The organism is Pseudomonas sp. NIBRBAC000502773, from assembly GCF_006517195.1.
GTDB classification, from domain to species: Bacteria; Pseudomonadota; Gammaproteobacteria; order Pseudomonadales; family Pseudomonadaceae; genus Aquipseudomonas; species Aquipseudomonas marginalis.
Genome location: NZ_CP041189.1, coordinates 1032320 through 1049532, shown reverse-complemented (window position 1 = coordinate 1049532; position 17213 = coordinate 1032320). Strand labels below are relative to the sequence as shown.

11 protein-coding genes and 1 pseudogene are annotated in these 17213 nt (G+C 63.6%); 8 read left to right on the top strand and 4 right to left on the bottom strand.

Annotated features, from left to right (window positions below; genetic code table 11):
- Positions 1-213: 213 nt before the first annotated feature.
- Positions 214-1266 carry an L-idonate 5-dehydrogenase gene (locus tag NIBR502773_RS04675; protein ID WP_141155504.1) on the bottom strand — a complete coding sequence of 351 codons (1053 nt, stop codon included), beginning with the start codon at positions 1264-1266 and terminating at the stop codon, positions 214-216.
- A gap of 14 nt (positions 1267-1280) precedes the next feature.
- A pseudogene (locus tag NIBR502773_RS04670) lies at positions 1281-2053 on the bottom strand (SDR family oxidoreductase).
- 135 nt (positions 2054-2188) lie between these two features.
- Between NIBR502773_RS04670 and NIBR502773_RS04665 the strand changes: the two are divergent.
- The 6 genes from NIBR502773_RS04665 (at position 2189) to NIBR502773_RS04640 (ending at position 7351) form a co-directional block, all read left to right on the top strand.
- On the top strand, positions 2189-3061 hold the full coding sequence (locus NIBR502773_RS04665; protein ID WP_141157821.1) for a LysR family transcriptional regulator: 873 nt from the start codon (positions 2189-2191) through the stop codon (positions 3059-3061).
- A 104-nt stretch (positions 3062-3165) separates the two neighbouring features.
- Positions 3166-3798 carry a glutathione S-transferase family protein gene (locus tag NIBR502773_RS04660; protein WP_065926978.1) on the top strand — a complete coding sequence of 211 codons (633 nt, stop codon included), beginning with the start codon at positions 3166-3168 and terminating at the stop codon, positions 3796-3798.
- A gap of 18 nt (positions 3799-3816) precedes the next feature.
- Entirely contained in the window at positions 3817-4737 is a 921-nt protein-coding gene (locus NIBR502773_RS04655; protein ID WP_141155503.1) for a LysR family transcriptional regulator, read from the top strand.
- Positions 4737-5621, top strand: a complete 885-nt coding sequence (locus NIBR502773_RS04650) for a LysR family transcriptional regulator (protein WP_141155502.1) — start codon at positions 4737-4739, stop codon at positions 5619-5621. Before NIBR502773_RS04655 ends, NIBR502773_RS04650 begins: the two co-directional genes overlap by 1 nt.
- A gap of 79 nt (positions 5622-5700) precedes the next feature.
- Entirely contained in the window at positions 5701-6633 is a 933-nt protein-coding gene (locus NIBR502773_RS04645) for a pyridoxamine 5'-phosphate oxidase family protein (protein ID WP_141155501.1), read from the top strand.
- A 313-nt stretch (positions 6634-6946) separates the two neighbouring features.
- Positions 6947-7351, top strand: a complete 405-nt coding sequence (locus NIBR502773_RS04640) for a RidA family protein (RefSeq protein WP_141155500.1) — start codon at positions 6947-6949, stop codon at positions 7349-7351.
- 57 nt (positions 7352-7408) lie between these two features.
- Here NIBR502773_RS04640 and NIBR502773_RS04635 read toward each other — a convergent pair whose 3' ends face one another.
- Together NIBR502773_RS04635 and NIBR502773_RS04630 are read right to left on the bottom strand one after the other, a co-directional pair.
- Positions 7409-8830: an efflux transporter outer membrane subunit gene (locus tag NIBR502773_RS04635; protein WP_141155499.1), complete on the bottom strand. Its 1422-nt coding sequence runs from the start codon at positions 8828-8830 to the stop codon at positions 7409-7411.
- Positions 8830-9624, bottom strand: coding sequence for a helix-turn-helix transcriptional regulator (locus tag NIBR502773_RS04630; RefSeq protein ID WP_141155498.1), 795 nt, complete (start codon positions 9622-9624; stop codon positions 8830-8832). The genes NIBR502773_RS04635 and NIBR502773_RS04630 overlap by 1 nt, the downstream gene beginning before the upstream one ends.
- Before the next feature lie 489 nt (positions 9625-10113).
- Here NIBR502773_RS04630 and NIBR502773_RS04625 point away from each other — a divergent pair, with 489 nt between their 5' ends.
- Together NIBR502773_RS04625 and NIBR502773_RS04620 are read left to right on the top strand one after the other, a co-directional pair.
- Entirely contained in the window at positions 10114-16377 is a 6264-nt protein-coding gene (locus NIBR502773_RS04625) for a non-ribosomal peptide synthetase (protein WP_141155497.1), read from the top strand.
- Between the two features lie 604 nt (positions 16378-16981).
- A complete protein-coding gene (locus tag NIBR502773_RS04620) occupies positions 16982-17182 on the top strand; it encodes a hypothetical protein (protein WP_141155496.1) in 201 nt (66 codons plus the stop codon).
- Positions 17183-17213: the final 31 nt, after the last annotated feature.

Here is a 17213-nt window from a genome sequence, read left to right as displayed (position 1 = left end):
CTGCGCAGCCCAACGCGGGACAAGCCCGCTCACCACAAGAATGCGCTCGCCTGAAATTATTTATGCAGGGCTCAAGACTTCAGTGTGAAACTTTCACCCTTTAAAATCAGTGAGTTATTTTAAGTTTGATAAGAGCTGGGGCCGCTTCGCGTCCCAACGGGAGCAAGCGCCCTCACCACAAGAATTTTGCTGACCGGAGGGCTCGTCACAGGTTCAAGGCTGATCCACCACGCCAAAATCCAGCACCACCTTCATCGCCTGGGTCTTGTCCGCCGCCAATTCAAACGCCTGCACCGCCTGTTCGAACGGCACCGTGTGGGAGATCACCGGGCGCACGTCGATGACCTGGCGATTGAGCAGGTCCACCGCCTGGGCAAACTCGCTGTGGAAGCGGAAGGTGCCGCGCAGGTCGATCTCGCGGCTGACCAGCAGGTTCAGCGGCAGCGACACCTCACCGCCCAAGCCGACCGTGACCAGCACGCCGCGTGGGGCGATGCAGTCCAGGCCGTTACGCAGGGCCTGGGCGCTGCCAGAGACTTCGAACATCACCTCGAAGTAACCCTTCTCGGCGGTGTAGCGTTTGAGCGCGTCGATGCCGTCGGCAATGTTGTGGGTGCGCGTGGCGCCCATTTTTTCCGCGCAGGCCAGGGCGCTGGCGGACAGGTCCACCGCGACGATTTCAGCCGCACCGGCGGCGCGCAGGCCGGCGATCAGCAGGTTGCCGATGGGGCCGCAACCGGTCACCAGCACGCGCTTGCCGAATACTGCGCCGGCCCGCTGAATTGCATGCAACCCCACCGACAGCGGTTCGGCCAGTGCACCTTCGGCGAGGCTGACATGATCGGCCAAAAGATGTGCCTGATGCGTCTCGATCACCAGGCTCTGGCGGAACGCGCCCTGGATATGCGGGAAGGGCATCGCGCTGCCGTAGAAGCGCATGTCCAGGCAGTGGTTGGGCAGGCCTTGATGGCAATAACGGCAAGTACCGCACGGGCGCGACGGCGATACGGCAATGCGTTGGCCGACCTTGAACCGGCCGGCGTCGGAGCCCACGGCGTCGATCACTGCCGAGACTTCGTGGCCGAGCACCATCGGCTCGCGCAGGCGCACGGTGCCGAAGCCGCCGTGCTGGTAGTAGTGCAAGTCCGAGCCGCAGATGCCGCCACGGGCGATGCGCACGCGCAGTTGCTCGGGGCCCAGGCTATGGGGTTCGTCCTGGGGGCTGACCCGCAGGTCTTTTGAGGCGTGGCAGACAATGGCGTGCATAAGGTTCTCCAGGGTTACAGCGATGCGGTGATGCCACCGTCGACATAGAGGATATGACCGTTGACGAAACTCGCGGCATCGCTGGCCAGGAACACCGCCGCACCGGCCAGTTCGGCGACGTCGCCCCAGCGTCGGCTGGGCGTGCGCTGCACCAGCCAGTCGCTGAATTCGGGGTTGGCCACCAGGTTGGCGTTCAACTCGGTCTTGAAGTAGCCGGGGCCGATACCGTTGACTGTCAGCCCGTGGGGCCCCAGTCGATGGCCATGCCCTTGGTGAGCATCTTCAACGCACCTTTGCTCGCTGCATACGGCGCGATGCCCGGGCGGCCCAATTCACTTTGCACCGAACAGATATTGATGATGCGCCCACGCTTGCGCGGGATCATCGCCCGTGCCACGGCCTGGCCCACCAGGAAGGCGCTGTCGAGGTTGGTGCTGATCAGTTCGCGCCAATGCTGCTCGCTGTAGTCTTCCAACGGCCCACGGCGCTGCATGCCGGCGTTGTTGACCAGGATATCCAAGGGCCCGAGGCGTTCCTCGATAGCGGCCACACCGGCCTGGATCGCCGCGCTGTCGGTGACGTCGAAGGCCTCGGTGTGCACCTCCAGGCCCTCGAGGGTCAGCAGCGCGGCGGCGTCGCGCAGGGTGCTGCGGTTACGCCCGTTGAGCACCACCCGCGCACCGGCCTGGGCCAGGCCTCGGGCGATGGCCAGGCCGATACCGGCACTGGAACCGGTGACCAGCGCCAGTCGGCCATCGAGGCGAAAGGTGTCTAGAACGCTTTGCATGGGCAGGTTTCTCCGGGCGCGCTTGTGATAATCAAAACAATGGCTGATGGGCTTAACTTCACTCCGGTATAGGGCGCAGGTCCAATGTTCATTTATGATCGGCTGATCAATATCCGTGATAACCGGGGAGGCTCGATGGAACTCAAGCACTTGCGCGCCTTTGTGGTACTGGCACAGGAGCTGCATTTCGGCCGGGCGGCGGCGCAGTTGTCGATTGTGCAACCGGCCCTGAGCATGCAGATCAAGCTGCTCGAAACTGGCCTGGGCGTACGCCTGCTGGACCGCAATCGCCACTCGGTGACCTTGACCGATGCCGGTCGGGTGTTCCTGCCCGAAGCCCAGGCGACCCTGCACCAGGCCGCGCGGGCGGCGGAGGCGGCGCGGGCGTCCAACCGGGGGGAAATCGGCCGGGTGCGCCTGGGCTTTGTGTCGTCGGTATTGCCGCACCTGTTACCCGCGTTGATCCGCACGGTGCATCAGCGCTACCCGCGGATCGAGCTGGAACTCAAGGACATGCCCGGCCCCGATCAAGCCGCCGCGCTGAAGAATGATCGCTTGGATTTCGGCCTGATGCGCCTGCCCGCCGCCTACCCCGGGGTGCAAACCCGCGTGGTGCTGCGCGAGCCGTTCTGCGTGGCCCTGCCGATGGATCATCCGCTGGCCGCCCAGGCGTCGATCCAGCCCGGCGACCTGCTCGACGTGCCGGTGTACATCCTCGCGCGGCGCTATGCGCCGGGGTTCTACGACGAATTTATCCAGGTCGTGGGCGTCCCTTTGCAGATCGCGTCCGAACTGGGCGAGTTCACCACCATGCTCGCGCTGGTCTGCGCCGGCTTGGGCGTCGGCGTACTGCCGCAGCAGGCCGCGCGGGCGTTGCCGGCCAATTGCGTGTCGCGGCCACTGGCGTTGGGGGCGTTCCAGGCGCGTACGGGGTTGGCCTGGACCACGTTGGACAGTGCGGTGAAGACCACGCTGTTTGCGTTGATCGTCGAACTGTTTGGCGAGTGATTGTTTCACCCGCTGAAATGCTGGATTGTAAAAGCTGGTGATTCCAGTGGTCGGCGCAGCGGTGGAACATGCCGGTGTCAAAACTCCACCCTTTGGAGCCTTACATGTCCCAGCCTGCGATCAAACTCTATGGTTTCCCTCTGTCCGGCCATTCCCATCGGGCCGAGCTGATGCTGTCCCTGCTGGGGTTGCCCAGCGAGTTCATCCTGGTGGACCTCAAGCAAGGCGCGCATAAAAGCGCTGACTTCACTGCGACCATCAACCGTTTCGGCCAGGTCCCGGCGATTGACGACAACGGCACCGTACTGGCGGACTCCAACGCGATCCTGGTCTACCTCGCCACGAAATACGGCAAGGGCCAATGGTTGCCAAGCGACCCGGTGGGGCAGGCGCGCGTACAGCGCTGGCTGTCGGCGGCCGCCGGCCAGTTGCACGCCGGGCCCGCCACCGCACGGCTGGCCGTGGTGTTCGGTGCCGATGTGGATGCGGCGGCGGCGATCAGCCGTGCCCATGGCTTGTTGGCACTGGTGGAGCAGCAACTGAGCGAAACCCGCTTCCTGGCGGGGGAGCAGGCGAGCATCGCCGATATTGCGTTCTACACCTACGTGGCCCATGCGCCGGAAGGCAATGTGTCGCTGGCCGACTACCCTAAGGTGCGCGCCTGGCTTGCCAGCATCGAGGCCTTGCCGGGATTTGTGGGCATGCCGCGTACGGCGGTAGGGTTGCAATCACATTAACGTTGCTGAGGCGCATCGATGGACCGATTTCACGAAATGCAGGTGTTCCTGGCGGTGGTCGAGGAGGAGGGCTTTGCCGCCGCAGCGCGCCGCCTGAACACCTCGCCCCCCAGCGTGACCCGGGCCATCGCCGCCATGGAAGCGCGCATCGGCACCCAGCTGCTGGCGCGCACCACCCGCAGCCTGCACCTGACCGAGGCCGGCCAGCGTTACCTCGAAGATTGCCGGCGCATCCTCGCCGAGCTGGACGAAGCCGAAGAAGCGGCGGCGGGCAGTTATTCGATCCCCTGCGGCCACCTCACGGTGACCGCACCGGTACTGTTTGGCGAGCTGTATGTGGCGCCGGTGCTGGGCGAGTACCTCGACCGTTTTCCGCTGGTGAATATCAATGCCTTGCTGGTGGATCGGGTGGTCAACCTGACCGACGAGGGTATCGATGTGGCTGTGCGCATCGGCCATCTGCATGAGCCGGGGCAACAGGCGATCAAGGTGGGCGAGGTACGCCGGGTGGTCTGCGCCTCGCCCGGCTATCTCGACCAGCACGGCCGCCCCCTGCACCCCGGGCAGTTGGGTGCGGCGCAGGTCGTCGGCCTGTCCTCCAGCCGATTGGTGAGTGAGTGGGCGTTTGTCGACGCCGGCCAGCCGTTGACGGTGCCCATCGAACCGCGCCTGGTGGTCTCGGCGAACAACGCAGCGATCAACCTGGCGCGCCTGGGCTGGGGGTTGACGCGGGTGCTGTCCTATCAGGTCGCGGCGGCGGTGGCGGCCGGTGAGCTGGAAATTGTCCTCGAGGACTTCGAGCCGGCCCCGTTGCCGATCCAGGTGGTGTTCCAGAAAAGCGCGCGCGTGCCGGCCAAGATCCACACCTTTGTGGATTTCCTCAGCCATCGCCTGGGCCAGGACACGGCCTTGAATCCGGCGATGAAGCGGCGCGGTTGATGGAGCGTTATCGCGATATGCAGCTGTTTGCCGCGCTGGCCGAGCAACCGAGCCTGGCCTCGGCCGCACGTGCAGCCCAGGTCTCGGCGCCTACATTGATGCGTGCGATCGCCCGCTTGGAAGCACGCCTGCGCGTACCGTTGCTGCAACGCAGCACGCGGGGTGTCAGCCTTACCGACACGGGCATTGTCTACATGGCCGACTGCGTGCGGCTGCTGGCCGCCGTGGACGCCGCCGAAGCCTCGGCCAAGGGCTTGCATGTACAGGTCCAGGGCAATCTACGGGTGTTCATGCCGTTGCTGTTCAGCCGCTATGTGATGGCGCCGCTGTTGGCCAGCTACATGGATCGTTACCCTGCGGTGCAGCTCACCGCCCACTACCACGACTATTACCCCAATCTGCACGAAGAGGGGCTGGACGTGGCGATCCTGGTCGGCGAGTTGCCCAGTTCCTCACTGATCGCGCGGCCGGTCGGGTACGTGCGGCAGATCCTCTGCGCCAGTCCCGCTTACCTCGCGGCGCACGGCGAACCCCGACACCCGGACGACCTCAAGCGGCATCGCCTGATCGCCACTGCCGACCCGGTGCATTGGGCGTTCCAGGGTTGCCAGCTCAAGGCCCGCGCGCGGCTGAGTTGCGCCACGGTGCAAGGCACGATCAATGCGGCGGTGCAGGGCGCGGGGCTGGTGCGTTGCTTGAGCTATCCGCTGCATGAGCATCTGCTCAACGGCCAGTTATGCCGTGTCCTGCAGGGCTATGAGCCAGCGCCCCTGCCGGTGCATGTGGTGTACGGCGAGGGGCGCCATGGGCCGATGCGTGTGCGCAGTTTTGTCGATCATTGCGTGGCGGCGTTGCGTGAGCATCCGGCATTTCAGTTGGCGTAACAGTGGATTGCCTGGGCTGGGTATTCTGCGTTTGGCTGGCGGGGCGCAGCATGGAGGCAACCCACTGGAGGTGATCACCATGAACCCTATTGAACAATCCCCCTGGCATGCCGGCGAACGGCAGTTACAAGCAGCGGTCGGCGTGGCCGAGCGCATGGCGGTGGTCGGGCCCAAGGTGATACGCGATCACCTGCCGGAGCAGCATCGGGATTTCTATCCGCTGTTGCCCTACCTGGTGCTTGGCGTGGTGGATGAGCAGGGGATTCCCTGGGCGACCCTGATTGAAGGCGCGCCGGGGTTCGTCCACTCTCCCAACCCTTATACGTTGCAGATTGACAGCCTGCCCTCTGCCAGCGACCCGGCCCGCGCCGCCTTGCACAAGGGCGCTGCCGTGGGCCTGCTGGGTATCGACCTCAACACCCGGCGCCGCAACCGCATGAATGGGCATATCGGCACGTTCGATCACGAGGGCCTGTCGGTCGACGTGGTGCAGACCTACGGCAATTGCCCCAAATACATCCAGCTGCGGCCGGTCGATGGGATTGCGCGTAAACCCGGCACCCGGGTCGAGCGTCTTGGCGGCCTGGACGCCGCAGCCGAAAGCATGATCCGCAACGCTGACACCTTCTTCGTCGCCAGCTACGTGGAGGTCGACGGCGAACGCTCGGTGGACGTCTCCCATCGCGGCGGCAATACCGGCTTCGTGCGCGTGGAGGACGACGTGCTGACCATCCCGGACTTTGCCGGCAACCTGTTCTTCAACACCCTGGGCAACCTGGCGGCCAACCCGGTGGCGGGGCTGCTGTTTATCGACTTTGAAACGGGGGATGTGCTGCAGATCGCCGGGCATACCTCGTTGATCCTCGACGGCCCTGAAGTCGCCCGCTTCGAGGGCGCGCAGCGGCTCTGGACGGTGACCGTGGACCACGTGGTCCGCCGCCCGGCGGCGTTGGCGTTGCGCTGGCAGTTCGCGGAGTTTTCGCCGTTCAGCCTGGCGATGGGCGGTTGGTAGCGTCAGCGTATTTATCACGGCCTGTTGAAGAGCAAATGGGGGAACTCCCTCTGTGGTGAGGGGGCTTGTCCCGCGTTGGGCTGCGCAGCGGCCCTAATCACTTCCACATGATGGGAGTTCGGGCTTCCACACCCGTTCTCTGAATGTGCAGCGACTCGCGAAGGGGGGCGGCGAGGTTGATCAGACGCAACCCGAAAGCTGCGTAAGAGCGGTCCGATGGACCTGCTCATCTTCATCACCCAAAGTCCTCTCCTGGAGACGTAAGACTTTTAACGTTAGCCTTGCACTCCTACCGACAACAAGGACTCGTCACATGCAACCCAAGGTCATCAATCCCAAGAGCGTATTCAACTCCTTGCAATACGGCTTCAGCCAAGCCATCGAAGTGCCTGATGGCCGGCGTATTCTGCTTTCCGGCCAGGTAGGTGTGGATGCCCAGGAGCGTACGGTCGGTCCAGGCATTGCCGAGCAAACCGATACGGCGTTGGACAATATCGAAAAAATCCTGGCGGAGGTCGAGGGGGGCTTGTCCCACGTGGTAATGCTGCGGCTGTATATCGTCGAGTCCGCACGTGATCAGCAGGAACTCATCGCCCAGGCGCTGCGTGAGCGCTTCCCCCACAACCCGCCGCCGTCGTCCTGGATTATTGTCAGTGGGCTTTCGTTGCCGGAGTGGTTGATCGAAATCGAGGCAGAGGCGGTGATTGCGCTGAAATAAGCGCCTCACCTCACGGGGCCGTGGCGAGCGAGCTCGCCACGGAACGAGCAAACCGGCTTACCACGATGCCAGCGCGGGCATTTGTGCCCAGGCACCACCCAGTGCGGTATACAAATTCACCTCCGCCACCAGTTGCGCCAGCCGGTCCACGATCAGCGCCTGTTGCGCACTGAACAGCGAGCGCTGGGCATCGAGGAAGGTGAGGTTGCTGTCCACCCCGCTGCGGTAGCGGTGCTGGGCCAGGTCGTAATACGCCTGGTTGGCGGCGACGAAGTCGCGTTGGGCGTTGAGCTGGTCGGTAAACGTCTGGCGTGCGGCCAGGCCGTCGGCGACTTCCTGGAAGGCCGTCTGGATGGACTTTTCATACTGGGCGACGCTGATGTCTTTTTGCAGTTTCGCGTAGTCCAGGCTGGCGCGCAGGCTGCCGGCGTTGAAGATCGGCAGGCTGATCTGCGGCTGGAAGGTCCAGGTGCCGGTGCCGCCCTTGAACAGGTCCGACAGTTCGGTGCTGGTGCTGCCGGCATTGGCGGTAAGGCTGACTGACGGGAAAAACGCCGCGCGCGCCGCGCCGATGTTGGCGTTGGCGGCGCGCAGTTGGTACTCGGCCTGGAGGATATCCGGGCGGCGTTGCAGCAGGGCCGATGGCAAGCCGGCCGGTAGCCGCGCCACCAGGTCGTCAGCCAACGGGCGCGCTGGCAGGCTTTGATCCACCGGGCCGCCCACCAGCAGGGTGAGATTGTTGAGGTCCTGGGCCACCTGGCGTGCATAGCGGGCCACGCTGGCGCGGGTACTTTCGACGCTGGTGCGCGCCTGCACCACGTCCAGGGCCGAGGCTTTGCCGGCGGTTTTGCTGCGGCGGGTCAGGTGCAGGCTGTGGTCGTTGGCGGCCAGGGTCTGTTGGGCCAGGGCCAGCAGTTCCTGGTCGGCGCGCCAGGTCAGGTAGGCGTTGGCGACGTTGGCCACCAGGCTCAGTTGCGCGCTGCGCCGGGCCTCTTCCGTGCCGAGGTAGGTGAGCATCGCCTGTTCACTGAGGCTGCGCACGCGGCCAAACAGGTCCAGCTCATACGCGCTGAGCCCCAGGGTGGCGGAGTAACTGGAGGTGATCGCGGACTTGCCCGTGCCGGTGACATCCCCCGGCAGCTTCTGGCGTTTGCCGGCGCCCGTGGCGGACACCGCCGGGAACAGGTCGGCCCGCTGGATGCGGTACTGCGCCTGGAACGCTTCGACATTCAGCGCAGCCACCCGCAGGTCGCGGTTATTGACCAGGGCATCGCGAATCATCTGTTGCAGCGCCGGGTCGTGGAACTGCTGCTGCCAGTCCGACGCCGGATCGCTGTTGCCGGCCTGGGCGAGGCGGTAGACCCCACTCTGGGGATACTGCGCGGGCATTGGCGCCTCGGGCCGCTGGTACTCGGGGATCAGCGAGCAGCCCCCGAGCATGCAGGCCATACCGATGCTGGCGACGGTGCGTGTGTCCATCAGGCCCCCACCATCCATTTAGCCAAGCCATGCCGGCCACTCACGCCCAGCTTGGCGGCGGCGCGCTTGAGGTAGGTTTCGATGGAGCTGTTTTTCACGCTGAGTTTTTCCGCGATCTGCGGCACAGTGCCGCCGGTCAACAGGCCGAGGCACACTTCCTGTTCGCGGGCCGAAAGGCTGATCTCGCCGAGGGACAGGCGCTTGTGGAACTCGCGCTGCAAGCGTGATTGCTCAAGCAGCGTATGGGCCGGCTCCGCCTGGGCATGTGGCGCATGGCGCAGGACGTGCGCGTGGCGCTCGATCAGCGGCAACAGGGTGTCCGACAGGCACTTGAGAAACGATAACTCGGCCAGGGAAAAACCGCGCTGGGTCGGCGGTCGGTAGCATGAAATCACGCAGCGCCGGTTGCCCTGGCGTGACACCAGATTGCACTGGTGCGAGGTACCCCGAGGATGGGCGCTGTCGGGTTTGGCATTCATCTGGATCAGCAGCGGGTCTTGCATGCCGAGCATTTCCCGCAGCAGCGGGTGGTCATCCGGCGGGCGCAGGGCCAGGGGCGGCGGCAGGTCCTGTTTTTGGCCAGCACTGCCCAGGAGTTTGATATCGAGTACGCGGTCGCGCGGCTCGTCGAGGGTCCATTCACTGAGGTCCACCAGGTGGATCGGCACCCATTTGCAGACCAGGTGCAACATGTGGGCGGCGAATTCCTCATGGCCGCTGTGTGCAATCAGCTCGCCCATTTCGGCGTAGAAATTCGGGCTCTGCGTGTTACCCGTGCTGCGTTTCAAACTCATAGCCATCTCATCCTTGATGTCGAAAACCGTCAACGAACTCCCTGGGCCTGTGGGGGGCGATTCGTTCCTCATGAACGAGAGTCGGCACTCTAGATTTCATTTGGCCAGGGGATCTGTCCTACGTATGTAGCGGAAACGAGGGACACAACCTGCCATAAAAACAACGTCATTAATTCGACGTTTCTGAGAGGTGATTCCGCCTACGAAAAGCGATGTAAAATATTTATTAGTTTGTAAGCTATTGATATTTAAAATAAATATTCATTAATGAGGGGGCGTCTGAAAAGCTGGTAGCGAGTAGATGTAGCCAATTTCCTACAGGGCTTTAATCGTTTCAGCAATGAACCTTCAGCCAACCCGGATCCATCCGTTTGGGTGTCCGGGTTTAGGGTGACAGACAGCTCGCGACCTCCAATGCTCAAATCCGGCAATTTCGCCGTAAAGGGGCTCCCCGCGCGGCCAGTGCCTGATACCCATGAGAAGGATCTTATGCAGCATTTTCCCAGCCTGCCGGCCAGCTTTCCCCTCACCGCGGCCCAACAGGACATCTGGCTCGACCAACTGCGGGCGGGCGATTCGCCGCTGTATAACATCGGCGGTTACGTCGACTTCGAAGGCCCGGTGGACCGTGAATTGATTCAGCGTGCTGTCGAGCAGTTGGTGGTCAGGCACGATGCGCTGCGCACCCAGTTGCACAGTGACGCCGACGGCTTGCCTCGACAAACCTTTGCCCCTGGGTTGTCGACGCAAGTGGCACTGCACGATTTCAGCGCGCTGCCCGACCCCGAGGCCGCGAGCCAGGCCTTGATGCACGCGCAGATGGCCCGGCCTTATCAGATGGAGGGCGCGCCGCTGTTCCGTTTCTTCCTGGTCAAACTCGACGACAACCACTACCGCCTCGGCACCCAGGCCCATCATGTGATCCTCGACGGCTGGGGCTTTGGCCAGATGCTGCAATCCCTGGCGCACCTGTACACCGCGCTGGAGCAAGGCCGGCCACCGGAGCCGCCGGCACCGTCCTATGTCGAATTCATCGACGCCGACCAGCGCTATCACGCCTCGGCACGCTTCGCCCGCGACCGCGCCTATTGGTTGGACAGATACCCGGTTTTACCGGAGCCGCTGCTCACGCCCCGGCACAACGCCAAGGCCGGCAGCAACACCCTGGTGCAAGGCTTTCCGATGGCCTTGCTCACCCGCATGGAACAGGTGGGCAATCGTTACCAGGCCTCGGCGTTTCATGTGCTGCTGGCGGCGCTGTATGTGTATTTCACCCGCACCGCCCAGCGTCAGGATTGGGTGCTGGGCCTGCCGATACTCAACCGCTCCAACGCGCGGTTTCGGGCGACTGTGGGGCTGTTTGCCCAGGTCAGTGCCGTGCAGTTGCAGTTCGATGAACAGTTGCCGTTCGGTGCCTTGGTGCGCGGGGTGCGCGACCGGCTCAAGGAGGATATGCGCCACCAGCGTTTCCCCTTGAGCGAGATGAACCGTGAACTGGGCTTGCACCGTTCGCAGCGCGGCCAACTCTTTGACGTGTCGGTGTCCTTCGAGCAGGACGACCATGAGCTGCGCTACGGCGCCACCCAGGCCCGTGCGATCAAAGTCTCCAACCTCCACGAACCGCTGCCATTGGCCATCCACCTGCGCAGTAACCGTCACCAGGGCACCGCGTGCCTGCATTGCGTGTACAACGAGGCATACTTCCAGCACGACGAAGTGCGCGCATTGGCGCAGCGGCTGAGCGGATTGCTGGAGCAGGGGCTGGAGAATAGCGCGTTGCAGATTGGCGCGTTCTCCCTGGTCACGCCTGCCGAACAGGCCCAGTTGCAACGGTGGAACGCTACCGTCCAGCCCAGCGCGCAGCCACACACCCTGCACGGGCGGATCGAAGCCCAGGCACTACGCACGCCGGATGCGGTCGCTGCGATTTACCAGAATCGCCAGCTGACTTACGCCCAGCTCAACCAGCAGGCCAATGCCCTGGCCCATCAACTGATCGCGCACGGTGTTCGCCCGGATGATCGCGTGGCTGTACTGGCCCGGCGCGGGTTGGAGACCCTGGCAGGGCTGCTGGGGATTCTCAAGTCCGGCGCCTGCTATGTGCCGATCGACCCGGCCCATCCCGCCGAACGCTTGAACTACCTGCTGCAGGACAGCGCGCCGGTGGCGGTGTTGACCCAGCAGGCGCTGTTGCCACGCCTGCCGGCGTTGGCGATACCGGTGATTGCGCTGGATCGGCCGGTTGTTCGCCCTGGCAGCAACCCTGGCGTGAGGGTCGAACCGTCGAACCTCGCCTACGTGATTTACACCTCCGGCTCCACCGGCTTGCCTAAAGGTGTGATGGTCGAGCACCACAGCGTCGTCAACCTGGTGGATTGGCACTGCCAGGCCTTTAACCTGCACGCGGGCAGCCATACCGCCAGCGTTGCCGGATTTGGCTTTGACGCGATGGCCTGGGAGGTCTGGCCGGCGTTATGCGTGGGCGCGACCTTGCATCTGCCACCGGCTCACGACGGCGCGGAAGACATTGATGCGCTGCTCGGTTGGTGGCGCGAGCAGCCGTTGGATGTGTGCTTCCTGCCGACGCCCGTGGCCGAATACGCCTTCAGCCAGGACCTGGTCCACCCCACCCTGCATACCTTGCTGATCGGCGGTGACCGTCTGCGCAGCTTCACCCGTGCGCAACCCTTTGCGGTGATCAACAACTACGGCCCCACCGAAGCCACGGTAGTCGCCACCTCCGGCCGCGTCGACGTGGGCCGGCCGTTGCACATCGGCGCGCCCGTCGCAAATACCACGGTGTACCTGTTGGATGCGCAGCAACGGCCGGTGCCCATCGGCGTGGTGGGGGAGGTGTACGTCGGCGGCAAAGGCGTGGCACGGGGTTACCTGAACCGTCCGGACCTGAGCGCCGAACGCTTTCTCGACAACCCCTTCGCGCCGGGGCGCATGTACCGCACCGGCGACCTGGCGCGCTGGTTGCCCGAGGGCCAGCTTGAGTACCTGGGCCGCAATGATGACCAGGTCAAAATCCGTGGCGTGCGCATCGAATTGGGTGAAATCGAAGCCGCCCTGGCCACCCACCCGGATGTTCAGGAGGCCGTGGTGCTGTCTCGCCAGGGGCAATTGTTCGCCTGGTTCATTCCACGCCAGGCCGTGGCCATCGAGACCCTGCGCACCCATCTGCAAGCCTCGTTGCCCGACTACATGTTGCCAGCGGCGTACATGCCACTGCAGGCGTGGCCCCTGACTGCCAACGGCAAGCTCGACCGCAAGGCCCTGCCGGCGCCGACCCAGGCGGCGTTCGTGACGCGCGTGTTCGAAGCGCCGCGAGAGGGGGCGGAAACGCTGCTGGCGCAGATCTGGGCCGAGCTGTTGCAGGTGGAGCAGGTGGGGCGCCACGATCATTTCTTCGAACTGGGCGGGCATTCCTTATTGGCGGTGCACCTGGTGCAGCGCATGCGCCAGGCCGGCTTGCACGCAGATGTGCAGGTGCTGTTCGGCCAGCCGACACTGGCGGCCCTGGCCGCGGTGAGTACCGGCAGCGACATAGATGTGCCGGCCAATCGCATACCGGCGCAGTGCAGCCATATCACCCCGGACCTGCTGGCCCTGGCCGAGCTGGATCAGGCCGGTATTGATCGCATCGTTGCCGACATTCCCGGCGGTGCGGCCAATGTGCAGGAGATCTACCCCCTGGCGCCGTTGCAGGAAGGCTTGCTCTACCACCATCTCACCGACGACCACGACCCGTACCAGCAACAGGCGCTGTTCAGCTTCGAACAGCGCGAGCAACTGGACGCCTTTGCCCATGCCCTGCAACAGGTGATCGACCGCCACGACATCCTGCGCACCAGCCTGGCCTGGGAGGCACTGGAGCAGCCGATGCAGGTGGTGTGGCGCGAGGCGCGCCTGCCCGTGCTTCCCTGGAACGAAGGCGCTGCGCCGCTGGATCTGCGCCAGGCACCGTTGATGGCGCTGGAGTATGCCGAAGAACCCACGCGATGGGTCGCCCGGCTGCGCTTTCATCACCTGGTGAACGACGCGACGTCGACCACGATTCTGATGCAGGAAATCCGCGCTCATCTGCTCGGCCAACAGGGGCAATTACCGGTGCCGGTGCCTTACCGCAATGCGCTGGCGCAGTCTCGTTCAACGACGCGTCAGGCCGCCCACGAGGCGTTCTTTCGCGAGCAGTTGGGGGATGTCGACGAGCCGACCCTGGCCTTCGGCGTGCAAGCGCGCCAGGCCAACCGGGCGGACACCGAAGAAGCGGTCCGCACCCTGGACGCCGCCCTCACGCTGCGCCTGCGTGCCCAGGCGCGTGGCGCGGGCGTCAGCGCCGCCAGCCTGTTTCACCTGGCCTGGGCCCAGGTCCTCAGTCGCGTGGCGGGCCGCGATGACGGGGTGTTCGGCACCGTCCTGCTCGGCCGTTTGCAGGCCGGCGAGGGCGCCGACCGCGCCTTGGGCATGTTCATCAACACCCTGCCACTGCGCCTGCACCTGGCCGGACGCAACGTGACCGATGCGCTGCGCGACACCCATGCCCGTCTCAGCGCGTTGCTCGCCCATGAGCAGGCGTCGCTGGCTTTGGCGCAGCGCTGCTGCAGCGTGGCGCCGCTGTTCAACAGCCTGTTGAATTACCGGCACACCGACGCCGAGCGTGACTTCACCCTGGTGCCGGGCATTGCTCTGGTCAGCGCCGAAGACGTCCTCAGTTATCCGTTGATGCTCACCGTGGACGACAGCCCCGGTGCTTTTCAGCTCAAGGCCAAGGCCCCGCGCAAGGTAGGCGCCGAGCGCGTGCTGGACTACCTGGAAACCACCCTGGTCAACCTGGCGGATGCGTTGGAAAACGCCCCGCACATGCCGTTGCGTGAGGTGCAGGTGCTGCCCGCCAGCGAACTGCACACCTTGCTGCAGGCTTTCAACGCCACTGCAATTGATTACCCCGCAAGCCTCACCGTCCAGGCGCTCTTTGAGGCCCAGGCGCGGCGCGTTCCCAATGGCGTGGCCGTGCAGGCCGGGGCGTTGCAGCTGACTTACCGGGAACTGAACGAGCGCGCCAACCGGCTGGCCTACCACCTGCGCGAACGCGGTGTGCAGCCGGACGCTCGCGTGGCGCTGTGCGTCGAACGCGGCCTGGACCTGGTGGTGGGATTGTTGGCCATCCTCAAGGCGGGCGGCGCCTATGTGCCGTTGGACCCCGGCTACCCCCGCGAACGCCTCGCGTACATGCTTCAGGACAGCCAACCTGTCGCGCTGCTGGTTCACGCGGCCACCCGCGACTTGCCGGGGGAGGTGGCAATTCCGGTGATCGACTTCGACCACTGCGCCTGGCATCACGCGCCGGATGGCAACCCGTCGGTGCCGGGGCTGACCGTCGCCAACCTGGCCTACGTGATGTACACCTCCGGCTCCACCGGCAGGCCCAAAGGCGTGATGATTGAGCATCGTGGCCTGGGCAACCTCATGCACTGGGGCTCTCGGCTATTCTCCAACGCCGAGGGCGGTGCGTTGTTGCAACGGGCGCCGTTCAGCTTCGACGGCTCGGTCTGGGAGCTGTTCTGGCCGCTCGCCAGCGGCATGCGCCTGGTTCTTGCACGGCCTGATGGGCATCGCGAGCCGGCTTACCTGGCGCAAGTGATTCGCGAGCAGCAGATCAGCGTGATCAAATTCGTACCGGCGATGTTGCAGCAGTTCCTCGAACTGCCAGAGTCCGCCCTGTGCACCTGCCTCACCGACGTGCTGTGCGGCGGCGGCGAACTCACCGAGGCCCTGGCCCGTGGCGTGCAGGCGCGCTTGCCCAAGGTGCGCCTGCATAACGTCTACGGCCCCACTGAAGCCACGGTGGACAGCAGCGCCTGGACCCTGGAACCGGGCGCACCGGTGCCCGCGTTGCAACTGCCGATCGGCCGGGCGATCAACAACACGCGCCTGTATGTGTTGGACGAACACGATGCGCCGGTGCCCATGGGCGTCAGCGGCCAGCTGCATATCGGCGGTGTCGGCGTGGCCCGGGGCTATCTGGGATTGCCGCAGATGACGGCCGAGCGCTTTATCGACAGCCCGTTCGTGGCCGGTGACCGGCTGTATCGCACGGGGGATCTGGTGCGCTATCTGCCGGACGGCAACCTGGAGTTCCTCGGGCGCAACGACTTCCAGGTCAAATTGCGCGGCGTGCGCCTGGAACTGGGAGAAATTGAATCGCGCCTGCTCGCGCATCCGGCCTTGCGTGAAGTGGCGGTGCTGATTCGCGATGAGCGTCTGCTCGCGTACTTCACCCTTCGCGGCCCGGCGCCGAGCCTGGAAGACCTGCGTGCTCACGTGCTGGAGCAGTTGCCGGAATACATGGTGCCGGCAGCCTTCGTGCAGTTGGAGGTGTTGCCCCTCAACCCCGCCGGCAAACTCGACCGCAAGGCATTGCCGGAGCCGGGGCTGGCAGCAGTGCTGAGCCGTGGCTACGAAGCGCCGGTCGGCGAAGTGGAAGCATTGATGGCCGGTATTTGGGCTGAGGTCTTGAGGCTGGAACGGGTAGGGCGCCACGACCACTTCTTCGAATTGGGCGGGCATTCCCTGCTGGCGGTGAACCTGGTGGCGCGAATGCGCAAGGCCGGGCTGGAGGTGGACGCGCGAAGCGTGTTCAGCCACCCGACGTTGGCCCAACTGGCCGTGCGCACGGTGGCGCAGGTGCAGCGGGTGGACGTGCTGCAGACGGTGATTCCGCAACTTGGTCGTCGGCGTCGGATTTAACGTCCGGCCCTTTGCCTGCTAACTCAAAAGCGCTTCGCTATGCGATTTAGCTGTGTGATTAGTTATTAACCAATACTATTCATTGGGTAGCTACTTCATTACTGGCCGGGATTAATCAACGCCCTTGCGCACTGTAATGAGCGACCATGCGCATCCGCTGGCCACCCCAGATGAAGCCTGCACGTCTCGCTTCTGGAGCGTCTCATCGTATGAAGTTCAAAGAAAAGTCGACACCAAGCGCAATTTGCAGAGTTAGCTTGACCAGTGGGTAAAACTGACACCATTGGTCGGATTTTTTTCTGCAGTTTTGGGATGTGCATTTCATATCTAAAGTTGCTAATTAGTTAGGCGTTGTTTAAATGTGTAGGGTAGCAGTAGGTAATGTGTTGATTTTAATATAGTTGGTTATGTTGCTGATTTGATGGGTAGCGTTTAGTTTTTAATTCGGTTCTGATAGTTGTGAGTGAAATTTCCTAATTTGAATGGTTAATATTCCTACATCGACATTTTGAAAAAGTTGAAATTTTTTTTGAGCCGACTAAGTTTTACTTGTCACTTGTGTGAGTGGCTCAATTCAATCAATGATGTGATTTAGGAGTCAAAAATGAAAAATGACGAGTTTGGAGAGTTGGTTTTAAGTTTTGAGAATGAGCATGGATTCAATCCCTATGCAGGTAATGCTGGTGCGTCTGGAAGCCAAGGTGGATGTGGTGGCAGTGGAGGTTGTGGAGGAGGTGGCGGATGTAATGGAGGTAGTGGCGGCTGCGCTAATGGGATAGTGGAACTGCCAATCGCCGATGAATAGTTTCAATAATTACCCACATGACGAGGCTTTC

What these genes read in the sequence shown, in the direction of transcription:
- NIBR502773_RS04675 (WP_141155504.1), bottom strand. Translation starts at nt 1,266, where the DNA reads ATGCACGCCATTGTCTGCCACGCCTCAAAAGACCTGCGGGTCAGCCCC.
- NIBR502773_RS04665 (WP_141157821.1), top strand. Translation starts at nt 2,189, where the DNA reads ATGGAACTCAAGCACTTGCGCGCCTTTGTGGTACTGGCACAGGAGCTG.
- NIBR502773_RS04660 (WP_065926978.1), top strand. Translation starts at nt 3,166, where the DNA reads ATGTCCCAGCCTGCGATCAAACTCTATGGTTTCCCTCTGTCCGGCCAT.
- NIBR502773_RS04655 (WP_141155503.1), top strand. Translation starts at nt 3,817, where the DNA reads ATGGACCGATTTCACGAAATGCAGGTGTTCCTGGCGGTGGTCGAGGAG.
- NIBR502773_RS04650 (WP_141155502.1), top strand. Translation starts at nt 4,737, where the DNA reads ATGGAGCGTTATCGCGATATGCAGCTGTTTGCCGCGCTGGCCGAGCAA.
- NIBR502773_RS04645 (WP_141155501.1), top strand. Translation starts at nt 5,701, where the DNA reads ATGAACCCTATTGAACAATCCCCCTGGCATGCCGGCGAACGGCAGTTA.
- NIBR502773_RS04640 (WP_141155500.1), top strand. Translation starts at nt 6,947, where the DNA reads ATGCAACCCAAGGTCATCAATCCCAAGAGCGTATTCAACTCCTTGCAA.
- NIBR502773_RS04635 (WP_141155499.1), bottom strand. Translation starts at nt 8,830, where the DNA reads ATGGACACACGCACCGTCGCCAGCATCGGTATGGCCTGCATGCTCGGG.
- NIBR502773_RS04630 (WP_141155498.1), bottom strand. Translation starts at nt 9,624, where the DNA reads ATGAGTTTGAAACGCAGCACGGGTAACACGCAGAGCCCGAATTTCTAC.
- NIBR502773_RS04625 (WP_141155497.1), top strand. Translation starts at nt 10,114, where the DNA reads ATGCAGCATTTTCCCAGCCTGCCGGCCAGCTTTCCCCTCACCGCGGCC.
- NIBR502773_RS04620 (WP_141155496.1), top strand. Translation starts at nt 16,982, where the DNA reads ATGAAAAATGACGAGTTTGGAGAGTTGGTTTTAAGTTTTGAGAATGAG.